Source organism: uncultured Gulosibacter sp., from assembly GCF_963509965.1.
Taxonomy (GTDB): Bacteria; Actinomycetota; Actinomycetes; order Actinomycetales; family Microbacteriaceae; genus Gulosibacter.
Window position 1 is genome coordinate 1 of record NZ_CAUPDE010000008.1, and the last position, 21,759, is coordinate 21,759.

Annotated in this window: 18 protein-coding genes and 2 tRNA genes; 7 read left to right on the forward strand and 13 right to left on the reverse strand. The window is 62.7% G+C overall.

Going from position 1 to position 21,759, the window contains the following annotated elements; translation table 11 throughout:
- Positions 1-317, reverse strand: a 317-nt coding sequence (locus tag RQ865_RS06230) for a hypothetical protein (RefSeq protein ID WP_311478254.1), incomplete at its 3' end; no start/stop codon positions are given.
- A gap of 2,309 nt (positions 318-2,626) precedes the next feature.
- Between RQ865_RS06230 and RQ865_RS06235 the strand changes: the two genes are divergently transcribed.
- Positions 2,627-3,013 (forward strand): MFS transporter, encoded by a 387-nt coding sequence (locus RQ865_RS06235; RefSeq protein WP_311478255.1) that lies wholly within the window; start codon positions 2,627-2,629, stop codon positions 3,011-3,013.
- Entirely contained in the window at positions 3,007-3,417 is a 411-nt protein-coding gene (locus RQ865_RS06240) for a hypothetical protein (RefSeq protein WP_399521808.1), read from the forward strand. Before RQ865_RS06235 ends, RQ865_RS06240 begins: the two co-directional genes overlap by 7 nt.
- A 586-nt stretch (positions 3,418-4,003) precedes the next feature.
- Here RQ865_RS06240 and RQ865_RS06245 read toward each other — a convergent pair.
- The 6 genes from RQ865_RS06245 to galU form a co-directional block, all read right to left on the reverse strand.
- Positions 4,004-4,726, reverse strand: coding sequence for an alpha/beta hydrolase (locus RQ865_RS06245; protein WP_311478360.1), 723 nt, complete (start codon positions 4,724-4,726; stop codon positions 4,004-4,006).
- 891 nt (positions 4,727-5,617) lie between these two features.
- Positions 5,618-5,693 (reverse strand) — tRNA-Ala (locus tag RQ865_RS06250).
- A gap of 44 nt (positions 5,694-5,737) precedes the next feature.
- Complete coding sequence (locus tag RQ865_RS06255; RefSeq protein WP_311478257.1) at positions 5,738-6,643, reverse strand: hypothetical protein; 906 nt, start codon at positions 6,641-6,643, stop codon at positions 5,738-5,740.
- A 117-nt stretch (positions 6,644-6,760) separates the two neighbouring features.
- On the reverse strand, positions 6,761-8,086 hold the full coding sequence (locus RQ865_RS06260) for a hypothetical protein (protein ID WP_311478258.1): 1,326 nt from the start codon (positions 8,084-8,086) through the stop codon (positions 6,761-6,763).
- A gap of 99 nt (positions 8,087-8,185) precedes the next feature.
- Positions 8,186-8,812: a GNAT family protein gene (locus tag RQ865_RS06265; RefSeq protein ID WP_311478259.1), complete on the reverse strand. Its 627-nt coding sequence runs from the start codon at positions 8,810-8,812 to the stop codon at positions 8,186-8,188.
- Positions 8,813-8,817: 5 nt separating this feature from the next.
- Positions 8,818-9,762: a UTP--glucose-1-phosphate uridylyltransferase GalU gene (gene galU, locus RQ865_RS06270; protein ID WP_399521809.1), complete on the reverse strand. Its 945-nt coding sequence runs from the start codon at positions 9,760-9,762 to the stop codon at positions 8,818-8,820.
- Positions 9,763-9,813: 51 nt separating this feature from the next.
- On the opposite strand from galU, the gene RQ865_RS06275 reads away from it, so the two are divergent.
- Both RQ865_RS06275 and mscL read left to right on the forward strand, forming a co-directional pair.
- Positions 9,814-10,467, forward strand: coding sequence for a 5-formyltetrahydrofolate cyclo-ligase (locus RQ865_RS06275; protein WP_311478261.1), 654 nt, complete (start codon positions 9,814-9,816; stop codon positions 10,465-10,467).
- A gap of 88 nt (positions 10,468-10,555) precedes the next feature.
- Complete coding sequence (gene mscL / locus RQ865_RS06280; RefSeq protein ID WP_311478262.1) at positions 10,556-10,957, forward strand: large conductance mechanosensitive channel protein MscL; 402 nt, start codon at positions 10,556-10,558, stop codon at positions 10,955-10,957.
- A 57-nt stretch (positions 10,958-11,014) separates the two neighbouring features.
- Here mscL and RQ865_RS06285 read toward each other — a convergent pair whose 3' ends face one another.
- The 3 genes from RQ865_RS06285 to RQ865_RS06295 form a co-directional block, all read right to left on the reverse strand.
- The gene (locus tag RQ865_RS06285; protein WP_311478263.1) at positions 11,015-12,328 is read right to left on the reverse strand and encodes an MFS transporter; all 1,314 of its coding nucleotides are present in this window, start codon (positions 12,326-12,328) and stop codon (positions 11,015-11,017) included.
- The gene (locus tag RQ865_RS06290; protein WP_311478264.1) at positions 12,315-12,554 is read right to left on the reverse strand and encodes a hypothetical protein; all 240 of its coding nucleotides are present in this window, start codon (positions 12,552-12,554) and stop codon (positions 12,315-12,317) included. Before RQ865_RS06290 ends, RQ865_RS06285 begins: the two co-directional genes overlap by 14 nt.
- A gap of 102 nt (positions 12,555-12,656) precedes the next feature.
- On the reverse strand, positions 12,657-16,868 hold the full coding sequence (locus tag RQ865_RS06295) for an AAA family ATPase (protein WP_311478265.1): 4,212 nt from the start codon (positions 16,866-16,868) through the stop codon (positions 12,657-12,659).
- Positions 16,869-16,964: 96 nt separating this feature from the next.
- Between RQ865_RS06295 and RQ865_RS06300 the strand changes: the two genes are divergently transcribed.
- Positions 16,965-17,036, forward strand: a tRNA-Arg gene (locus RQ865_RS06300).
- Between the two features lie 56 nt (positions 17,037-17,092).
- On the forward strand, positions 17,093-17,614 hold the full coding sequence (locus RQ865_RS06305; protein WP_311478266.1) for an SRPBCC family protein: 522 nt from the start codon (positions 17,093-17,095) through the stop codon (positions 17,612-17,614).
- A 16-nt stretch (positions 17,615-17,630) separates the two neighbouring features.
- Here the strand turns inward: RQ865_RS06305 and RQ865_RS06310 are convergent, their stop codons facing one another.
- The 3 genes from RQ865_RS06310 to RQ865_RS06320 all read right to left on the reverse strand — a co-directional run bounded on the left by RQ865_RS06310 (position 17,631) and on the right by RQ865_RS06320 (position 20,469).
- Positions 17,631-18,125: an HNH endonuclease gene (locus RQ865_RS06310; protein WP_311478267.1), complete on the reverse strand. Its 495-nt coding sequence runs from the start codon at positions 18,123-18,125 to the stop codon at positions 17,631-17,633.
- A gap of 414 nt (positions 18,126-18,539) precedes the next feature.
- Positions 18,540-19,589, reverse strand: a complete 1,050-nt coding sequence (locus RQ865_RS06315; protein WP_311478268.1) for an NlpC/P60 family protein — start codon at positions 19,587-19,589, stop codon at positions 18,540-18,542.
- A gap of 175 nt (positions 19,590-19,764) precedes the next feature.
- A complete protein-coding gene (locus RQ865_RS06320) occupies positions 19,765-20,469 on the reverse strand; it encodes a metal-dependent transcriptional regulator (RefSeq protein WP_311478269.1) in 705 nt (234 codons plus the stop codon).
- A 132-nt stretch (positions 20,470-20,601) separates the two neighbouring features.
- On the opposite strand from RQ865_RS06320, the gene serC reads away from it, so the two are divergent.
- Positions 20,602-21,702 carry a phosphoserine transaminase gene (serC, locus tag RQ865_RS06325; RefSeq protein WP_311478270.1) on the forward strand — a complete coding sequence of 367 codons (1,101 nt, stop codon included), beginning with the start codon at positions 20,602-20,604 and terminating at the stop codon, positions 21,700-21,702.
- Positions 21,703-21,759 lie beyond the last annotated feature (57 nt).

Sequence of the window (21,759 nt, forward strand, 5' to 3'; positions counted from 1 at the left end):
AATCGAAACCGACGACTCACAGAACGTCCGGACCGAATGAAGGGGGCGACCCAGGATCGTTTGGCGATCAGCCCTCGGAACTCGTCGCCGCCTGCACGGACTTTCTTGAACGCTGGAGTAGACGCCAATGGGGCCCAGTGGGTCAACACTTCATACAGTTTGGCCCCACGCAGCGACCCGTCGGTCAGCTCGCCGAAGAGGCAAAGTTCCTCTACCAAGAGTTGAGACTTGAAGAGTGGGAGATCCTCCGCGTCCGCCACGTGGCGGCAGCAGTCGCGCATACTGACGTCAGACTGACTATCAATGCCGAGCGACATCAGACAGATCTGCGCTGGGTTCGGATCGACGAGAGTGGAACAACCACCCCAGAGTGGCAAGCGGGCCACTGGTCGCTGTCACAGTATGGACCGGCGCACTTCCTCAAGTCTGAGCCAGGCTAGCGCCGTGAGGCGACCGACGCCCAGCCGCTCTCGCCTCTTGCAGATCAGGGGCGGCCGCCACCCCGATCAAACTCCAGATCCGTAACTTTTATGCCTCACTTTGAGGAGCTCCCCCAAGGGGATAGCCCAGATTCTGTCGATCCTGCTCCTGATCGTGACCCCATAGCAAGATCCCTAAGGGTACTTCAGGTCAGGGCAAAGCGCCTCAATTCCACTCCTCATAGGGCCGACAAAAGGCAATCCTCTTAGGGTCTCGCAAGCTGACGTAAGGGGTGCCCGTGGAGGTTGTTCCAAACTTTCCTTCTACAAGGAAGTACCAACCGACTAGGTCACTGATTTCTTGGACTCCAGCGAACCCAAGAATATCCGGAATCGCATCCTTCCACACTCGAACGGACGGCAGTTTCTCGTTTCGGTAGCCCGAGTTGATCCAGCCTGATTTTGCTGTCTTCACCTTTCCCCATGCAATACATGTTGCCGAAGTAATCTCAAAGTCATCGACATGCTGGCAGCCATCAACGACTGTCGTACGGGTGCCATCACTTAGGACGAGCGGCATGCGATTTTCGCGAAACGTCGGCGCAGTTATGAGCTTCCGAAGAAGGGGTCGCAATCCGGTTGACCCCGCCCTGGCTCTGCGGTCATTCCGTTCGTGGACGTGAAACTTCCCCGGGATCCGCACCGAGCCTGGAGTTTGTTCCGCCTTCAGCCTATTCCTGTTGGGCGCGTCGAGACGGATCTTCATCTCTTCGCAAGAGTTGATCACTGCCTCCACCTCTTCTAGTTCGCGCTGCGCAATCCGTTCCTCAAACTCGGTTTTGTAATCACAGCCGTCAAAGTGATTTCCATAGAACGTAGGCGCTTTGCCATCTCTTGATCGTTTCCGCCAATGCAACCGAGCGCCGCAATCAGGATCCGGGCACGTAATACGCCCGCGATAGGTTTGGCGTTCAGAGTCTTGGAGTACCCATGCGTCAACTTCCCCTTCATTATCAAGTCTCGCGAACCGCATGCGCCCCCTTAGTAGTGTCCTGAGCATATTCGACACTCACAGATGCCCTGACGGAAATCGCACGAACGTTTCTCATCATGTGAAGTGAGTCGCTAAGCCAACCTGACCCCTTCACAGTCAAAACTCACTGAGAACGTCCTTCAGGATCGGGACTGAAACCCTTTCTTCAACTGGACAGCTCCTAGGTGACGGACACACGAGTACCGCAAGCACCCGCAGACCGAGACTCAGTTGGGTGCTTGGCATGAATGACGAGATGGTGGCCTCCGCCGCCTTGGCAACGCCCTTTCCGGCGATTCCTGCCGCCCACTGCGGCATTCCGTTCGCTACCAAGAGGTCGGAGAATACCGCACCCACCGCGTTCGCAACCAAACCCGGATCAATAGAATCGGCAGCTTCGGCCAGAAGCTCACATAGCCAATGGCTAGCCTTTCCACGACTTGACGCTCCCGCCTGAAGAGACGAAGCAACCTCCATCAGAGCGACTGTGAACTTCTTAGAAGTCGCGAGATCCAGCCCAGCTGAGACCAGAGCACTTTCAGCCGAGTCAGCCCTGAGCTCCACCTCGGCTACCCCTCGAGTCAGCCTAGAGCGCACACCGTTGGAGGCAGGTTGTGTTGGTGCCGTGCTATGGCTGCCAGACGGGCCCCGCCACCCACCGCCCCGACATACGGGACATCTCGACTTTGCGTTGGGGCTCCGGTGCCCCCTAACCGGCGCAGTGCACTTCATACCCTGACCGTAGCTTACGCTCGGGCTAGCGGCAATGATCTGCCCACGCGATGACGTTTCACGTCACGGTCGACAGGACAGCTGGATGCGCTCCATCTCGATCTGCAAGACGCGTGGCAGTCTTCACCAGAGAACCGCCGCGGCTATTTCAAACCGACAGGAGTTGCGTCGCCGGAGGCTGCGACAAGCAGGGATGAAAGTAGACCTGGGAGCTGGGCTTCGGGGTCGTCGCTGCGGAGGTGGACGTAGCAGCGGGTCAGAGAGCGAGCCCAGGACACGGGCCAGGGACAACTCCCCCACGGCTAGGGACTGCTTCACGGCGTGCTTTGGTGTCATGACCCGATGACAGCCTGTTCGACCAGGGGCGAACGATCCGCTACCTTGCTCGATGTTCGTGAAGCATAGAACATGTTTGTGTTCATGACCGTCTCTGGAGAAGCCCATGCCTCGGACATGGCTATGGCGGTCGACCCTGTTCATCACCACCCTTGCACTCGGTACCGATGAGTTCTTCATCACGGGCGTCCTCAACCGCGTCGCCTCCGACCTCAACACCACGCCGGGAACTGCCAGGCAGCTCGTCACCGGATTCGTCCTTGCCTTCGCGCTCGCAGCGCCCGTGCTTGCGGTCTGGCTTGACCGGTTCCCCCGCAAGAACGTACTCGTGGCGGGACTGACGGTGTTCGTGATCGCGAACCTGGGCTACGCACTCGCCCCCGGACTTCGTGGTTTGCTGGTCTTGCGGAGCATCGCGGTGTCGGCTTGTCGCGGCGAACAAGCGACGGAGTGGACGTCGAACCGACCGATATCAGCATCACCGCGGTGTTAGACAATCTGATCGCGGCCCTCGGTGCCGAACAGATCGATCGCGTCATCGTGTACGGCTCGCCCTACGGAAACTATCTGGCTGTCACGCTCGGTGCCCGGTATCCCGACCGCATCGCCGGGATGATCCTGGACTCGACCATGATCGACACATCGAGCCAGCGCGCCGCCGCGGACTCTCTGAACGAGTTCTATTGGCACGGCACAGCGGCAAGAGATGGCCATGCGGCGCGAGTGCGCACGCTGGTGGAGCGCGAGATCATCACGGCGGGTACCGCGGGATTCCCGCTGCACCTCCTGCACGAGTCGGGCGGTCCCGCTCTGGTCGCCTCGATACTCGCTCTTCTCGAACGCGGCAAGGGTGCCCGGGCTGGGCTTGGATGCAGCGGCTCGGTGATGCTGATGTGATGCGCCCGTGCCTCTTCGTGATGGTGTTCGATCTTGTGGAGCCTTTCGCGTTCACCGAACTCGGCTACGGTGCTCTGCACCGCTCAGCCGACAACCCTTTGATGAGTGTTGCAAGCCTGTCGAGCCTCGCAGAAAGATTCCCTCCGTTCACCGGGGAGTCTGTTGACATCCGCGCCGTACTGCCCCGGCTCACTCGTCATCTTCGGCGCACGCGACATCCGCACTCCCCGAGAAGTGGCCAACGAGTTCGTAGACACGGCACCGAACGCGACGCTCCTTCCGGCCCGCGATCAGGGACACAGCGCGCTCGGCACCGCACCGCATTTCGCCCTCGCCGCGATCGATCGATTAAAGCAGCCCGAAAATACGCCAGACGACCTCACCTCACGACGTTCCGCTATGGCTCGATGCCTCACCGCTCGCATCAACTTGGCGAAGATTCTCCCCAAGTCGTTGAGTTGAAGCCGCATCGCCACCGACGAGGAACGAAGAAGATGCAGCTCCCTTTGCGACCCGTGCAGGGTTCTGTCTTCATCGTGGTGCCATTCCAACGGGATTGCACAAGAAACAACGCACTGCGATCGATTTATGCGCCCGAGTGATGCTGTTTCTCAGCGAGTTCGAGAATCGCCGACACCAGATCGGTAATGCCGGGCTCCTCGATGGGGAAGTGTCCGCATTCGCGGAGCATGACCACCTTGTCAGGCGAAGCGAGACGGCGGAAGACGCGCATGCTCAGTTCGACCGGGGTCCACGCATCTCTGCTGGGATGCAGGAGCGCCACTGGGGTCGTCACCTGTTCGGGCGGGGCGTGTCGGTAGCGCATGTACGAGGCCAGGAACCCGAGAGGTACTTTGGCTCCGCCACCACGAGGGTCGGTCGCACAAAGTCTGGACAGCCCGGTATTGCGGCTCATCTTCGAGAGGTTTGCCACCGAGTGCATCGGGATCATCGCCGATGCGACCCGGCCACGCGCCAAGACGGAGAGCGGCCCACCCAGGATACCCAGCGGCCCGAAGCGGGTCATGCGGGCCCGGGCGCGCCAATCCCGAGGATCGAGGAGGCAGGTAGCCGCGACAGTCGTCACGAGTGACGAGTGCGCGGCGACTTCGTAGGCCAGCATGCCCCCGATGCTGGCGCCGAGCAGAATCAACGGCAGCTCATCGTGTTCTGCCTCGACGAGATCGCTCAGGAGTTGCACCCAGTCTTCGTAGCGCACCGGCTCGGGATGGGGCGAGGTCGTGCGTCCGTACAGGGGCAGATCGACAGCAGCGACATCCAGTCCACGTTCGGCGAGCTGGGCTGCCAGCGGTCAGAGGGCAGCGCTATGTCCGCCCGCGCCATGGATCACCAGTACGCGAGCCGAAGCGCCAGGACGGCGGGCTCGCGCAATGTGGATGTTGTGGCCGCACCAGGGCCACCAGGTCTCTTCTGGTTCCAGCGCGCCAGCTGCTCGCCGCCCTGCTGGCAAGAACGCTGCGTATGGGTTGGTGGTCATCCCTTGAGCGTACTGACCGAGTCTGGGCGTCTCGTTCTTCGGTACGCCGGCTCGGCACGAAGGCGTCATTCAAGACCTGACTGCTTTCATGACGACACGGGGTGCTATCGGAGAGTTGGTTTGGTGCCATGCGATGCGGAATAGCTCAAGGCGCGGCAGTACCGACAAGGTCTCTGTGGTGATTGTATCGATTCTACGAATCGGCGAAGAAGCGGTGGATGTGCTGCGGTGATCCGCCTAGGGCTGCCTCTGTTCGCGGCAGAGAGGTGGCCGACGTGGTTCAGTGCTACCCGGCGTGCGTCCGGCAGCTTGCTGCCCAAGTGCGCGAAGGCTGCTGCGAGCGGTGCGGCCGCTTCACCATCGATGACGAGGACAACGCTGCCCTCCAACCGACCGAAGCGATCCAGACCATCCTGGCCACCAGCTCCAGGCCACACAACGAAAGAACTTTGCACCGCGATGATGCGGGGCAGAGTTCGAACGTGCAACTTTACGTGGACCTAACGGGATTCGACTCCCCATCAGCTCCCCCACGCGCCAACAGCGCGCGGGGCCCCTCGCCGACGGGGCCCCACCCATCACCATCTCCACGCGTCGCAAACGACGCGCTGAGCCTCCGGCGCCGGGGCCCCACTACGGGTTCTCATACCCTGCCAAACTCACCAATCAAAAAACGGCCCCCTCACGGGGACCGTTTTTGATTGGTGGACCTAACGGGATTCGAACCCGTGACCTTCTCATTGCGAACGAGACGCGCTACCAACTGCGCCATAGGCCCATGAGCGTCTATTTAGCCTAGCACTGCTCATTTCGGTGGTGCAGCTAGCCACCATCACCTGGTTCGGGCTTCTCGGGTGCCTTAGTCTCCGACTCGTCGGGAGTGCTCTCGTCGCTCGGATCCGGCGTCTCAGTTTCCTTCGGTTCCTCAGTCTTCTTCGGTTCCTCAGTCTGCTTTGGTTCCTCGGTCTTGGTCGGCTCCGGCGTCGGCGGTGGTGGGGGTGGCGGCACATACGACTGCGAATACTCCATGTGTTCGTCACGCACTGCTCCCAGGGCCACACCCAGGTCACGCACGTCAACACAGAGCTGGTCGATCTGGTCGATCTTCAGATGCCCACGCAGCTTCTGCTCGGCTTCGCGCGCTGCCTCCATCGTCGACCAGTTAGCTTCGTACCATTCCTCGAGCTTCGACTCCACCTGGTCAGCAAGCCCGCGCGCATACTGCTCCACAAAGAACTTCCGAGTTTCGTCAGCCTTGCGCTGCGTAAAACCCACATCGTTCTTGTACACCGATTCGCTGGTTTCATCGAGCAGGTCGCGCATTTCGCTGCTCGCCTTCGTCGGCGCGAACGTCGCCGACACCGCATAGCATCCAAACAGCGGGTCGATCTGCGCGCCTGCCCGAATTACCTCGTCGTCAAGCTGAATCACGCCAATGTTTTCGGTCGCCAACGCCTGGGTTCGTGCCCGCTGCGATGCACCAACCACCGAAAACACTGTCGGCAATAGCACGAGCACCACAACCAGAATCGCGGCCGCGGTGACCCACTGCACCTGACGCTGACGCGAAGCCGACCGCCAAACCGCGAGCAAACCGCCCTGACGGGCGCGCGCACTCGTCGAACCGATGCGCGCGTTATCCTCACCCTCGGCAGAGAACGTGCCCTCGGGTACATCAATGGCCTCATCGTCGGCACCCGCGAACGGGTCGTCGATTTCGTCAGCCATTACATCCCCCAGAAATAGCCACCCCGAAACATGCCGGGGCGAAGATACTCAACTTTAGATCACTCCGCACGGTTTTCCCAGTTGCCGGTGCCTGCACGGCAACCCTCGAGACACCCGCTAGCTGGCGCGGCGCCGACGCAGCACCGCATCCAAATCGCTGCAGTCGCCGGGTTCAGCGGCGAGCGCATCCAGGTGGTCGAGCCGCTCGTTCAATTCACCATTGACTGTGATCGCCCGCATCGGCTTCAACTGCGTGGCAAAACGGTTGCTCTCAACCTGCTGGTGCGCCTCACGCAGCGCCGCCGTCGACTTCGCGGCCTCTTCGTGCAGCAGCGCGGCCAGATCGTGATCAAACTGCTTGTCACGGTCGCCGCCGGGGCCATCCGGGTCGGTCGGGTCGAGCTCGTCGGCAGTCGCCCGCTGCAGGTACAGCGGCTTCGGCAGTTTCACCGGCGTCCACTCGGCATCGCGCGCAGGTGCCGGCGTCGACACGATCGGGTCAATGTCGTACACGACCGGCTCGTTAGCGGCGGCCACGGCAGCAGCATTCGGTTCGGCAGCGGGTTCGGCAGCCGGGGCAGGGATGTTCGCGGCCCGCATCGCAGCCTGAGCCACGCGGTGGATGCGCTGCAGCATCCATGCCGCGCCAGCAAGCAGCGCCAGCCCCAGCACCACGAGCACGGCACCGCCGACTTTGCCACCGAGCAGCGCCAGTCCGGTAATCGCCAGCACCAGCCCGAGCGCCCCCACACCGGTGGATGCCAGGCGACCGCGACGTCGACGGGCCGCCGCCTCATTACGCGATTCACCAATCAACACTTCTTCGGTGCGGCGGCGCGCTTCCGCGCGCTCTGCACCCGAAGCACCGTTGGCCCAGCGATCATGAGCGGTGGTGCGGTCGGCGTGCCGGGCCGCTTCGCGCTGAAGCTCCGCTTCGGCTGCCGCTCGTGCGCGCGCACTTGCCTGCTGCCGTGCCTGTGCATCCACTATTGCTGCCTCCGCTCGTTCGCGTTCGGTTTCAAGTTCTGCTTCGCGTAGTTTCGCGGCCGTGCGCCACGCCTGTTCGCGAATGCGCTGTTCGCGCAGCTCTTGTTCGATCTGTTCGGTTTCGAGCCGCTCACGTTCACGCTGCAATTCTGCCTCATGTTCACGCCGCTGTGCCTCGAGCCGCGCGCTCTCGCGCGCAAGTTTCGCTTCGGCCTGGGATGCGCGACGCAGTTCACGGCGCTGCGCCCGCAGATTTCGGGCGCTCGCTTCGATCTCCATCACTTCCGGGCACTCGCAGGTTTCAGCCAGCGCCCGCATGGTCTGCTGTAGCTGGATCGCGTAGCGCTGCGATTGCCGCGCATTGTGGTCGCGCACCCATCCGGGAACGAATACGCCCACGGCAAGCAGTGCGAGCAGCACGAGTGCAACTCCACTGATTCCCGTCAACATCTCCATGCCATAAAGCATGGTACGGCTGTGACGATTGTGACGAATTGATACGGGTGTGTCCTAATTGCCTGCCCGTATGCAGCCCGAGACCCTGAGAAATTACTGTTAAAGCGGCCAGGTCACGCGGGTAACCGACTCGTCGACTCGACCGCTGCGCCACCGGTTGAGGACGCCCTCGGGCACCTCCTCAGCAAGCAGCGCGAAACAGTAGTGGTCACGCCAATCGCCATCAATGTGGATGTAGCGGCGGCGATACCCCTCGTATCGAAACCCGAGTTTTTGCACCACCCGCAGCGACGCAGCATTCTCGGGCCGAATACAAATCTCAATTCGGTGCAGCTTCATCCGTTCAAAGCAATAATCGGCAGCCAACGCCACCGCCCGTGGCGTAATCCCCCGGCCGGCCAGATCTTTACTCACCCAGTAGCCAATTGATGCTGACAGCACAGCACCGTACTGGATGTTCGACACCGTCAGCTGCCCAACGATCGCCTGGTCGATCGACATCACAAACGGCAGCGCCGCCCCCTGCCCGGCAAGGTCGAGAAGGTTGCGGATGCCCGCGCGAACGTCCCAGCGCCCCTCATCCCCCGGCAAGGTCGCCTCCCAGGGCTGCAGCCACTCGCGGTCGCGCAGCAGCACTTGTTCGAGTTCACGCGCATCACGCGAGCGCACGCAACGCAGCCGCAGCTCACCATCGTTCAGCACCGGCACGAATGAACCAGGCATCATCTGGATCACGCTTCGGCAGGGCCAACAAGCTGATCGACGTTATCGCGCAACCACGCCCGCAGCTCGGCACCAATCTTCGGATGTTGCGAGGCAAGTTCGAGGTTGGCTTTCACATAGTCGAGCTTGTTGCCGGTGTCATAGCGGCGCCCGTCAAACACCAGCGCGACCACACCGCCGCCAAGCTCGGGGTTTTTCGCCAGCACCTGCAGAGCATCGGTAAGTTGAATCTCACCGCCGCGGCCGGGTTGGGTCTGCTCGAGCACATCGAACACTTCGCAGCGCAACACATAGCGGCCAATCACGGCGAGGTTCGACGGCGCGTGTTCGGGTTCTGGTTTCTCAACAAGCGCATCCAGCCTCACGCAGGGCCACCGAAAACCGTCCACGCGCTCAGGCTCGCCATTCACCAGCACCGGGCTGACAACACCGTACGAGCGCACATCCTCCAGCGGCACCTCTTGCACCGCGATTACGCTTGCGCCGGTTGCCTCGTGCACCCTGATCATTTCGCGCATCAGCTCATCGCCGCCGACGATGATGTCGTCACCGAGCAGCACACCAAAGCTGTCGTCACCAACATGTTGATGGGCGCGCAGCACCGCGTGGCCGAGGCCGAGCGGGTTCCCCTGCCGCAGATAGTGCATATCGGCAAGTTCTTGCGGAACCCGAACGGCTTCGAGTTTCTCTTCATCGCCGCGCTGCGCGAGCGTTTCTTCAAGTTCGGCGACCCGATCGAAGTGGTTTTCGAGCGGAGTTTTGTTTCGCCCGGTGACCATGAGCAGGTCGGTTAGACCGGCGCCGGCGGCTTCTTCAACCACATACTGGATCGCCGGCCGATCCACCACCGGCAGCATTTCCTTCGGAATTGCCTTGGTCGCCGGCAAGAACCGAGTGCCGAGACCAGCGGCCGGAATTACTGCTTTGGTAACGCGTTGGGTCATGGCGAGCATGTTACCCACTCATTACAGCTTTCGGCATCACCCCACGCCTACCCTGTTGGTATGAGCAGCTTTGACGCGCCCGCAACTCCCAACCCGATGGTGCCCGGTTCGGTTCTCGACACCCCACCTGCCAACGACCCGATAGTGCAGACCAAACGCGCGCTGCGTATCGAAACGCGTGAGCGCCGCATGGCTCGGCCCGAGGCCGAACGACAAGCGCTCGGTGAAGAAATCGCCACCCAGTTGCGGCAGCTGGTCACCACCCGCAAAGCGAGAAGGCTGGCGGCGTTCTTGTCGACCCCGCTTGAGCCGCAGCTCGACCCGTTTCTGCGCTGGGCACGCAGCAGTGGCATCACGGTGCTCCTGCCGATTTCGCGCGAGGACGGCCTGCTCGACTGGGTGGTTGATACCGGCGAATACCGGCAAAACGAACAGCTGCGCGTGCCCGAACCGGTGGGCACGCCCGTCGCACCGATCGAGTTCGACAGCGTCGACCTGGTGATCTGCCCCGCTGCCCGAGTAGATCGCTGGGGCGGGCGACTCGGCTGGGGTGGTGGCTACTACGACCGGATGCTCGACTCGTGCACCCAGTGCCCGCCGGTGTATGCGCTCATCCACGACGATGAGCTGGTTGATGCGGTGCCTCTCGCCCCGCACGATATGCGCGTTAATGGTGTAGTGACACCCACTCGATGCACCGAATTCGCCAACTAGCCCTTCCGCATGCCGATAGCTGCTATCGGCGACCGCTTACGCATACAATGGGGCCGTTCATGTTTGTTTCCGAGCGTAAAGGACACCTTTGAAAGGCTTCAAAGAATTCATCATGCGTGGCAATGTCATCGAACTTGCCACCGCGGTCATCATCGGTTCCGCTTTCACCGCCATCGTTAATGCGCTGGTTGAAGGCATCTTCAACCCTCTGATCGCCGCCCTGTTCAACGCCGATAGTCTCGCCGATGCCGTGCTGCAGATCGGCCCCGTGAACTTCGGCGTGGGTGCGGTTATCGCCGCCATCATCAACTTCCTGATCATCGCATTCGTTGTCTACTTCGCGATCGTGCTGCCGTTCAACAAGCTGAATGAGCGCGCCTACATCATGCGCCACGGTCACAAGCCCGAACCCGAAGAGGCAGCCCCCACCGAGGCCGAGCTGCTCACCGAGATCCGCGACATGCTCGCCGCAAACAAGCAGCAGCAGTAGCGAAATCCGCTATCTTCAGCAGCTGGTCGTCACGTTCGCGTGGCGGCCAGCTGCTTTTTATTCGGATGCGGCCGCACCGGATGCGAATCGGTGCCGGTGTAGCGTGTCGGGCGCCGGCACCCAGGCAAGTAGCGCCACCAGCAAAATCGCCGCCCCCATGGCAAACGACCACGAGAACCCAACCTTCGTCACGACCCAGCCGGCAACAATCGGGCCGAGAATCTGCCCCGCATCCTGCGACATTTGAAAGGCTGCCAACACCCGACCGCCCGAGCGTTCCCGACCAATAATGTCGCCAAGCGCCGCTTGCTCAGCGGGTGCGGCAAGCCCCGACCCAAAACCGGCGACAAAGCTCGCCACAAACACAAACCACATTTCGCGGGTGAGCGCATACATCACAAACCCGGCTGCGGCCACCGCCAATCCCGCGATAATGAGCGGGCGTCGACCAATCCGGTCGCTTGCGCGGCCGGCCCACTGCAGGGCGAGCACGTTGCCAATCGCACCCACGGCAACCACAGTTCCCGTCAGCCACGACTCGTCCGGCACCAATGACGCCACAAACAGTGGCACCACTGCCACCCGCATCCCCATCACAGCCCAGCCGTTTGCAACTCCGAACACGAGCGTGGCCCGGTAGGCCGGCAACCGCAGTGCTTCGCCGAGCTTCATCGGTGGTGCGGCCCGATCTTTCACGCCGCGTTCATGTGCCCCGCGCAGGGCGATGGCGACGATTGCGCTCGCCACCAGCAGCGCGAAACCGTAGACCACAAAGGGCACCGTCACCCCAAGTTCGGCAAGCAACCCGCCAATGAACGGCCCCGAGATCCCACCGATGAGAAACATTCCGGCCCACATCGACGACACTCGACCGCGCAGCTCGGGAGGCGAATACTTCACCACCATCGACGCGGCAGCCAGGGTGAACATTACCGAGCCCACACCACCCAGCCCGCGAAACACCAGCAGCTGCCAATAAGTAGCCGCCATTGCGGTGGCAAAACTCGACGCCGCCACAATCACCATGCCGGTCGAATACATCACTCGTTCGCCGAAGCGATCGGTCAGGCGCCCGGCAGCCGGCGAGGTGACCAGCCGCATGAGGGCAAAGGCGCTCACCACCAGCCCCACGAGCAGTTCGTCGACGCCGAACGATTTCGTGTACTGCGGCAGCACCGGCACGATCAGCCCGAAACCAACCGCCACGAAAAACGTCGCCGACAGCAGGGTCCATATTTCGGTGGGGATGCGTGCGGGCGGTTTTGGGTCGAGGATGATGGGAATCTGGCCGGTTTCAAGCGACTCCAGCTGTGCGCGTTGCGCCTCGTGCGACTCGGCCGAGTTATCGGGGCGCGGTTTAATGCTCGACATTGTGTGGCGGTAGGTCGGCGAGCAGGCGGGCGTCATTCGAGTCGCTGGCGTAGTCGTCGCGCACTTCGAGGGAGCGTTCGGTATCGAAATCGCCCCAACGTTCGAGCCGATCTTCACCGGCTGATTCGCCCAAGATTTGGGTGCGACCGTCGCGCTCAAAACGCTGCGGTGTGGGGTCGGCACCGGGAACGGGATTGGTGCGCACCCGGCGCTGCGGTTTGGCCATACCCGTGACGCCTCTCTCTTCGCTCGCTATTGCCACCCACTGTATGCGCACTCATTTTGTGTGGGATGAGCGCACCCATCCGGTTGCCCAGCGCGCCGGTGACTAGCGGTCAAGGTCGATGAGTGCGGCCGCTTCTGCCTCGTTAGTGCCCGGTTCGAGCTCGGCAGCGGCGCCGCCCGACGCAAACTCGTCACGCTCGGCCTTGGCTTTGCCGGTCTCGAGCTGTTCGCGTGGGGCCGCGTCGGTCTCGGGAATCGGCACTTGCATGGCCACCGCGATGCGTTCGGCCACATCCGCCGGATTCGCAAACAGTTCGAACGCGTGTACCCGCAGGTAGTACCAGCCCAGACGCTTAAGCAGTTCTGGCCGCAATCGCAACTGTTCGCGCAGCGTCTGTGAAGCTGCCGGGCCCCGCACATCCAGGTCGATCGCAATCGCCCGATTGCCGTAGCTTGCGGCCAGCGGGATGCGGCCGCGGTAGTCGAACTCGACGCGCATCCCAAACGCCGCCAGGCGTCGCCCAAGATCAACCAGCATCGGCGCATCCTCGGGGTTGACCTGTCGGCCCCGACCGGGGCGATCGGTGCGTTCTTCAAGCTCGGTAAGAATTTCTGCCAGCCCGATCGTGCCCGCGCTCATGCGCGCCAGGTCGAATTCGGCCGGACGCACACAGGTGACGATTACCAGCGAGCGGCGAGCCCGGGTCATTGCCACCGCCAGCGAACGCTGCCCGTCGGCGCCCGCGAGCACCCCAAACTCTGAAAGCACGCGGCCGTGCGGGGTCTTGCCGTAGCCGAGCGAGAAAATCACCCGGTCGCGCGCCAGCGCCGCGGCGCCCTCAATCGTGGTCACCAAAAACGGTTCGTTCCGCGGCCCGGTGAAAAAATCAACCACCTGCTGGCGGTGCGTCAGCGATGACCACACGGCCTGTTCAACGCGCTGCGCGTGCACGGCTGATGCGGTAACAACCATGAGCGACTCGCGCGGGCGGTGGATGGCGTGGTCGAGCACGAGTTCGACAACGCGCGTCACCTCGGCGTCGGTGGCTTCGACCGCGCCCGATTCGTCGTCGGGCAGCCCGGTGCCGCCCTCAACATACGAGTAGGTCAGCGATGAGTGGCCGAGGAACGCCCCCGCCCACGGCATCGTGTCGAGGCGGCCGCCGTAGAACCGCGCGTTCACGAGGTCGACGAGGTCTTCGCCGCCGGTGCGGTATGAGCGAGTGAACGCCATTTTTGGCAAGAACGTCGCCAGTCGCGCAAAAATCGAGTCTGCCGCGCGCGCTTTCACGTCAGCATCCGAAATATTGGCTGCCTGCCGCTGCTGGTGGGGAGTCTGCACCGCAATCGAGAATGGTGCCGGCACCTGTGTTACCGGGTCACCGAAGGCCACCACCTGCGAGCTGCGGCGGATTGCACCGATCGTTTCGGCGGTTGACATATCGCCCGCATCCACCAGCAGCAGGGTGTCGAAGCGGATGCGGTCGTCAATGCGTGGCACTTCGTACGGGTTCGCGATCCACACCTGGGCGATCGAGCGCGACAGCCGCGGCGCCTGTTCTACTAGCGTCCGCGAGTTCACGCCCGCACGGCGCAGCAGTTCGCGCAGCGCAGCTGCCTCATCGGCATAGTCGACAAGCCCCACTTTCCAGGCTTGCGAAAGCTGCCAGGCAAGCTGCTGCGCGCTGGATGCGGTGTGTGCTTCGTCGACCACACGAAAATCGTTTTCGAGCCGGGTGAGCACACGAGTGTTGGCGTTGAGCAGCGCCTTGTGTTCTTGCAGCTGGAACTCAAGCACCGACTGCCACCACGACTGTTCGAGCTCGTGCCCCACAAGTTCTTCACCCACGCGGCGCTCGAGCAGGTCTTCGAGCAGCTCGCCCAGCCCTTGCATCCGCAGCCGTTCGGTGAGCTGCAGCCGTTCAACAGCGTTGTCGAGCACCTCAGAGCCGGCCGCAAGCGCTTCCAGCCGCGGTTGTAGTTCGTCGATCGGGCCCTCGGCAAGTTGCGGGATGCCCGAGTCGCCCAGCAGGTCGTCAAGCGGGCGCAGCTGTTTGGCGATCGCGCGGTATTGTTCCCGCACCGGTTCGATTCCCACCGGCACATTCGGGAGTGCGCCATCCACCACGTGTCGGTGCCACAGGATGCGCTGCCGATGCACGAATTTGAGTGCCTCGTGCAGATCGTTTACGGCGACGCCGGGGCGCACGAGTTCGCGGGCGGTGACCCGCAGTTCGCGGCGACGGGAGGCCGGCATCGAGTTACCCTCTCGGCGTGGGCCGGTTGCTTCGATGAGGTCGGGCAGGTTTGCGTCGAACACTTCGGCACTGAAGCGGTCAAGGGTTTCGCGTATATCTGCCAGCAGCCGCAGGTAGAGACCGAGTTCGTTGAGCGATTGTGGTGGGGCGAGGTTGGTTTGCCCCACGATGCCGCGCCCGGCGTTGAGCAGCTCGGTGACGGCGCCCGCGGCCAGCTCGCGAGCTATCTCGTGCATTTCGCCGACTTCTTCGGTGGTCGAAAACACCACGCCGAACCAGGGCGAATCGTCTGGGCCAAACTTGAATGCCCCGAGTTGGCTGAGTTCACGCAGCCGTTCAGCAACCTGGGCGCGACGGCCGGGATCGCGCAGCTCAACCAACACCTCGCGGCGCAGTCGGGCAGTGGTTGAGGGCGGAGTGTCGAGCAGTTCGAGACTGCTGAGCCGTTCGAGCACGTCGAACGGTGCCACCCCGAAATCGGGTGAGGGTTCGTTGAGCGCGCCGCGATAGTCGGTAAGCACATGCCGCAAGCGCACCAGTGCGTCGTCAAGATCGCTCGTGTTGGGGCGTTCGGCGCGCTCGTCGCGGGAAATCGCGGCCACTGTGTCGCGGCGCAGTGTGCGCGGGGTGACTGCCAACCCGGCAAGCCCGGCGCGGCGCAGCCGAGCGCGAATCTCGCGCACCGAAGCGGCGCGAGGGGTGACGATCAACACCCGCCGGTCGCGGTCAACCAGTTGGCCCACAGCGTTCACCACGGTTTGAGTGAGGCCGGTGCCGGGAAGCGTTTCGACTACGAGGTTCGAGCCGCCGAGGATAGCGTCGACCACACGTTCCTGTTCGGTGTCGGCGTCGAGCAGCAGCCGGTCGGCGGCGGGGTCGCGCAGATCGGGGTCGATACTGGTTTCGACGCGCACATCGCCGCCCAATCGCACCTGTGCTCGTTCATCTCCGGCAAGTGCCTCAAGCATTGGATGGTCGAGGTCGCTGGCGTCAGCAACGAGCTGTTCGGCCACATCCCCGAAGGTGGAGAGGAAGGCGCGCGCATCCACATAAAAGTCGGGTAGGGAACCGCCGCGCTCCCGAACCAGTTCAAAAACCGCTTCGGGAAGCAGGCTGCCGCTATCGCCGGTAGCGTCATTGAGTTCGGATGCGCGCAGCGTCACCCCGTCGTCGTAGAGCGCACGCAGTAGCGCCACATTGGGGTGGGTGCGGCCACGCAGGCGCACCTCATAGTCGCGCCCCAGTCGTTGCAGCGTCGCGGCTCGCAGCAGCACCGGGCAGCGCATCTGACCGGTCTGGCTGGTCCATGAGGCAAGCCCGATGGCTAGCTGCACACAGCTGAGCCCGCGCGCTGATTCGAGTTCGGAGCCTTTTCGTGCCACGTGATCGGCTGCATCCAGTGCGTTACGGAATGCGAGGGGTTCGCGCAGCAGGCTGGTGAGCATAACCGGGCGGCCAGCGAGCAGGGTGGCCACGCCCGAGGGGTGGGCGGTGGTCAGGTCGATATAGGTGCCGCGTTCGCTGCGGAAGTGTGTGAGCGCGCTGATACCGCCGGTTTTGGCGAGCTGGGCGCGCCAGCGTTCTTTCACCGCGTAAAACTCGGCGGGGGTGAGGGCGAGCGGTTCGCTGGGGTGTTGTGGCAGCTCGACTCTTGGTGCGCGGTGATTGGTTTCGGTGTTGAGTGCCGACTCGTCGGCGGCGGATGATGCCGTGCCCGAGGCTGCTGCATCACTGTCGGCTGCTGCCGACAATTTTTCACTGTCGAGCAGGTCATCCCCGGCAGCGGTGCTTTCGCCGGGTTCGCCTTGTTCGGCAGCTTCGTCTGCTTCGGGGGGCGCGAACGCCGAGTCGTTCTCGCGGGTTGAGCGGGAGGCAATTGCGCGGTCGACCCACTCCCCCGGATGCTCACCGATCTCAACGCCATCAACCAAATCGCGGTCTTCGCTATCGCGTTCGAGCTCTTCGGTGGGCTGGGCACGCTCTTCATCGACTGCCTCACGCTGCGCGTGTTCAGTCGTCTCTCGCTTACGGAATAGACCCCACACGCAGCCCAACATATTCCAGATCCGCCTCGCTCATCAGCACCCCGTCGGGAGTTTCACGGATCTGTCAGGAATTCTCAGCTGGGTCGGCACGGTACGATAGCTCAGACTGCCCCCGTAGCTCAGTGGATAGAGCATCCCTCTCCTAAAGGGTGCGCGCAGGTTCGATTCCTGTCGGGGGCACCGCGCGCGCTTGCCGCGTCAAAGCACTGGACGCACCCGCGGGGCATACTGGATGCATGGCTCAACAGACCGAAGCAAGCGTCGTTATCCCGGTCGATATCGACACCGCGTTTGCCCTGGCGCACACGCTGGGTGACGATCGCACCGCCTGGGATACCCAGGTGGAGCGCCGCATGCTGATCCGCGATCATCGGCGGGTGGAGCGCGGCGCGCTGGTATTTGAGCGGGTCGCTAACCGCCGCCGCGTCATCGTCGAGTACGATTCGTGGTTCCCGCCACAGCAATCGAGCGCGCATTTGGTGAAGGGTCCCTTCTGGCTCGCCGAATACGGCGAGGGGTGGCATTTCGCCCCCGCCGAGGGTGGTACGCGCGTCACTCACAAACTCATCTGGCGGCACAGCGCACCGGCATTTGCCGAAGCTGCAGCGCTCACACTCAAGCGCTCGTTCACCGCCGAGGTGCACCAGCGCCTGGCAGACTTGCTTGCCGCCTGTGAAGACGCATCGCTCATTGAGCAAGTGCGACAGCGGGGCGACGCCGACGAACTGGCACCCCATGCCCGCCACCGCAGCTACTAGCGCCGCCTAATCGGGGCTAGGCCGCCGGCAGATACTCTGCCCACTCGGCAGCCGCCTCGTCTACATCACGAATGTGCCAGCGGCGCACTGTCGGAGCGCTTGGCTGCCAACGCAGCTTCCAGCCGACCTCGTCGGGTGTGCGATCACCCTTGATGTTGTTGCACTTCAGGCAGCAGGCCACGAGGTTCTCCCAAGTGTCGCGCCCGCCGCGCGAGCGCGGCAGCACGTGATCGACCGTGTTGGCAAACTGGCCACAGTAGGCGCAGTGGTGATCATCGCGGCGCAGCACCCCGCGACGCGACACGGGTGTGCGCCGCACCATCGGCATCTTCACATAGCGACGCAGCAGAATCACTCGCGGCCGCGCGAACTCGGCGCTCACCGAGCACAGCGGATTATCGCAATCTGCTTCCAGCACCGAGGCCTTACCTCCCAGCACCAGGATGAGGGCGCGGCGATCAGATACGACCGACAGTGGTTCATATCCGGCGTTGAGCACGAGCGTTCGCATTCGAGGGATTCCTTCCGTTCAGCCACGTGGTTTCGTGACGGACTGGGATGTGAGGGTGATTGCTGCGGAAACGCAAAACGGCACCACCACTTGGCGATGCCGTGCACTCGGAACGCAGACACTGTCATGTCGACGCAGCTGAGCGGCGCCGGATATTGCGAACACACGATGGTGTTCGAACCCGGAGCCACCTCCGCGCGGGCACCGCGAAGCATCCCTGGCGGGGATGCAGTATTGCGGATACACGGAGGCTCCTTCGGTGTTTGGTGAGCAATCTTGCTGATAGTACCGCGTGACCGGCGCTGAGTGGCGGTCGGCGGAAACAAAACGCCCAGCCGTCATGCAACGTTCATCTTGGTGTTGCTTGAGGGCTGGGCGCTGCGGCGTGGTTTCACGCCTCGAAGTGCTTAGTGCTTAGGGAAGCCGGATGATGACATCGAAGTCGTAGGGCGAACCCATCTGCGTGGTGACGACAGTGTCGTCGGCGTCGCCATTCCAGCCACCGTGCATCGCGGTGTTGTCACCGAGGTAGATGGCCACGTGGTAGCCGTACGAGATCATGATGTCGCCGGGCTGCGCCTGGTCGGGCGACACCGGGGTGCCGAACTGCGCGAACGATGAGACACCCATGTCGTAGCCACCCTGGTCGCGGCGAGTGGTGAGACCAATCTCGGCGAGGGCGTTCTGTACGGCGTCGGTGCAGTCTTGTGTGATACCCACCTGGTTGTACGCGGCGGCGGCAAGTGCGGCGCTGCCGCTGCCAACCGGAGCGGTGCGCTGCGGAGCTGCGGGGGCAGCCTCTGTCGAGGTTTCGTCGCTGACAGTTTCGACCGATTCGACCGGTTCAGCAACAACCACCTCGGTTGCCTCGGCGGTGGATGCGAGTGCTTCGGCACTGATTGCGGTGACCGAAGTGTTTTCGGCGGTGATCGTCACCGGTGCGGCAGCGGCGATTACCTCGTTCTTTTCTGCCTGTTCGGGCAGCTGCGAACCGCCACCGTTAACGGCAGCAGCGAGGCTTGCCAGGTGCTTATCAGTGGCGTTTTGGTCGTCGGCGGTGGCGGTCAGCGACCCCATGCCGACCGTTGCCGCGGCAGCCACTGAGGCTGCGGCCGCAAAACCACCGATGGTACGGCGACGGCGCTGCGCCACCAGCACTGCAGGGACGGTTGCGCGCACGGTCAGAGAGCGCTCACTGTCAACAGTTTCTGCGACCTCGGCGAGTTCAGCTTCGGGGGCGTGTACCTCGCTGACGGCAGCGATGAGCTCGGTGGGCAGCACCGAAACCAGTGCGGCAGCGTCGTTGCGCTTGATCTCACCGGTGTCGTGGCGGAATGCCTCTCCCTTAGTCGTTACCGACTGGCCGGCGTCACCGGCGATCGGCCGGATACCGGTACGACGTTCGATCTCGCGGGCCTGGCGGCGCGTGAGCGGTGCATCGGTGATAGAAGTGACGTTGTCCAATTCGACCTCCCGCCGCCTCACTCGCTTGAGTGCCCTGCCTGCCAGTTGTCTGGTTAGGCCCAGTCGAGGGGCAGGGATGCGGCGCCTCGACGTGCGTGAACACTTGGTGTGTTCGTCGACATGAACCGACACTAACGAAAGATCACGGAAATGTCACGCCGTTATGACGGAAATCTCACAAATTGGTAACGTCGCCCGCAACATAGACGTGCCCGGCGGTCTGATTGTGGATGCAAATTGCCCGGTCAGTGCCACAAACTGCAACCTCGATAAAGTCGTTTTCGAGTTTCCTTGCAATTACCTGAGAACCCGGACAGATCCCCTCTGTAACGAGCACTTCCAGGTCGGCTGTGTTGGCCTGGACGGGCTCGCCAATGCGTCGAATCTGCAGCACAGTTTCACCATCAAGCGGCGTTTGATCGAGCGGAACCACACCGTCAAGAAACAACTCGGAAGCCGGCGCATCAAACTCTTCTAGCCCCGGAATCGGTGTGCCGTATGGTGATTCTTTCGGACGCCCGAGCAGCTCATAGATGCGCCGCTCGGCTTCATCGCTCATCACGTGCTCCCAGCGGCAGGCCTCGTCATGCACCATCGACATATCGAGCCCGATAACGTTGGCCAGCAACCCCTCGGCGATGCGATGCTTGCGCAGCACCCGCACGGCGATCGTTCGCCCCTGGTCGGTAAGTTCGAGCCGGCGGTCACTTGCCACCCGCACGAGCCCGTCTCGCTCCATCCGGGCAATAGTTTGCGACACTGTGGGGCCGGAGTGGCCCAGACGCTCAGAAATACGCGCCCGCAACGGCACGATTCCCTCTTCTTCAAGGTCAAGGATGGTGCGCAGATACATCTCTGTTGTGTCGACGAGTTGCGCCACGCCCGTTCCTTTCTCTATAAGGCTGTCAATGCTGCGATGGTGACGTTGCATCGCTGCCACCACGACAGCGCTCTTCGCTGTAGCCTACCCGCCGGGCACCGTGAGACTGGTAATTCAGCCTAGGCTGGATGCATGCAGATTCCCGCACATCTTCTCCCTCGAGACGGCCGATTCGGTTCGGGTCCGTCGCTCATTCGCCAGCAGCAACTCGATGAGTTAGTTGCTCGTGGCCGGCACGTGCTGGGCACCTCGCATCGTCAAGCGCCGGTGAAACAGCTGGTGGCGCAATTGCGGCATGGGCTCAGTGAACTGTTCGAGCTTCCTGACGGATACGAGGTGCTGCTATCGAACGGTGGGTCGACTGCGTTTTGGGATGCGGCTTCGTTCGGCCTCGTTCGTGAACGCGCCCAGGCTGCTGTATTTGGCGAGTTTGGTGGCAAATTCGCTAAGGCCGCCGCGGCCCCGTGGCTGAGCGCGCCCGATGTTCGGGAGGCAGAACCGGGTTCGGTGGCGCATTTGGTGGCGACCGAGGGAATTGACCTGTATGCCACCCCGCAGAACGAAACCTCGACCGGTGCGATTGTGCCGGTGCGGCGTGTCGCCGACAAGGATGCGCTGACGATGATCGACGCCACCAGCAGTGCCGGCGGTGTTGAGGTCGATCTGCGCGAGTGCGATATTTACTACTTCGCGCCGCAAAAGAATTTCGGTGCCGATGGCGGTCTGTGGGTGGCGCTTGTGTCGCCGAAGGCGCTCGAACGCATCGCGCAGATCGCCGCGAGCGACCGCTATGTGCCCGAGTTCTTGCGTCTCGACACGGTGGTCACCAACTCGCGCAAAGAACAGACCTACAACACGCCGGCAATCGCAACGATTTCGCTATTCGAATCGCAGGTGCGCTGGATGAACGAGTTCGGCGGGCTGTCGACAATTGCCGCGCGCACTCGCGAATCGTCGCAGCTGCTGTATGACTGGGCCGAGCGCACCGACTGGGTCACCCCGTTCATTCGCGACCCGGCCCACCGCTCACCGGTTGTCGTCACCCTCGACCTTGCCGATGGCGTCGATGGCAAGCGGGTGAGCGCAATGCTGCGCGAGAACGGTGTGGTCGATATCGACCCCTACCGCAAACTTGGCCGAAACCAACTGCGTATCGGCACCTTCGCGGCTGTCGAACCGGATGATGTGCGAGCGCTCATTAACTGCCTCGAATACGTGGTTGAGCGGCTGTAGCCCGCACCAAACCGCTACTCAGCTACTGCGCACCCGAGGCTACCGGTGCGAACGAAC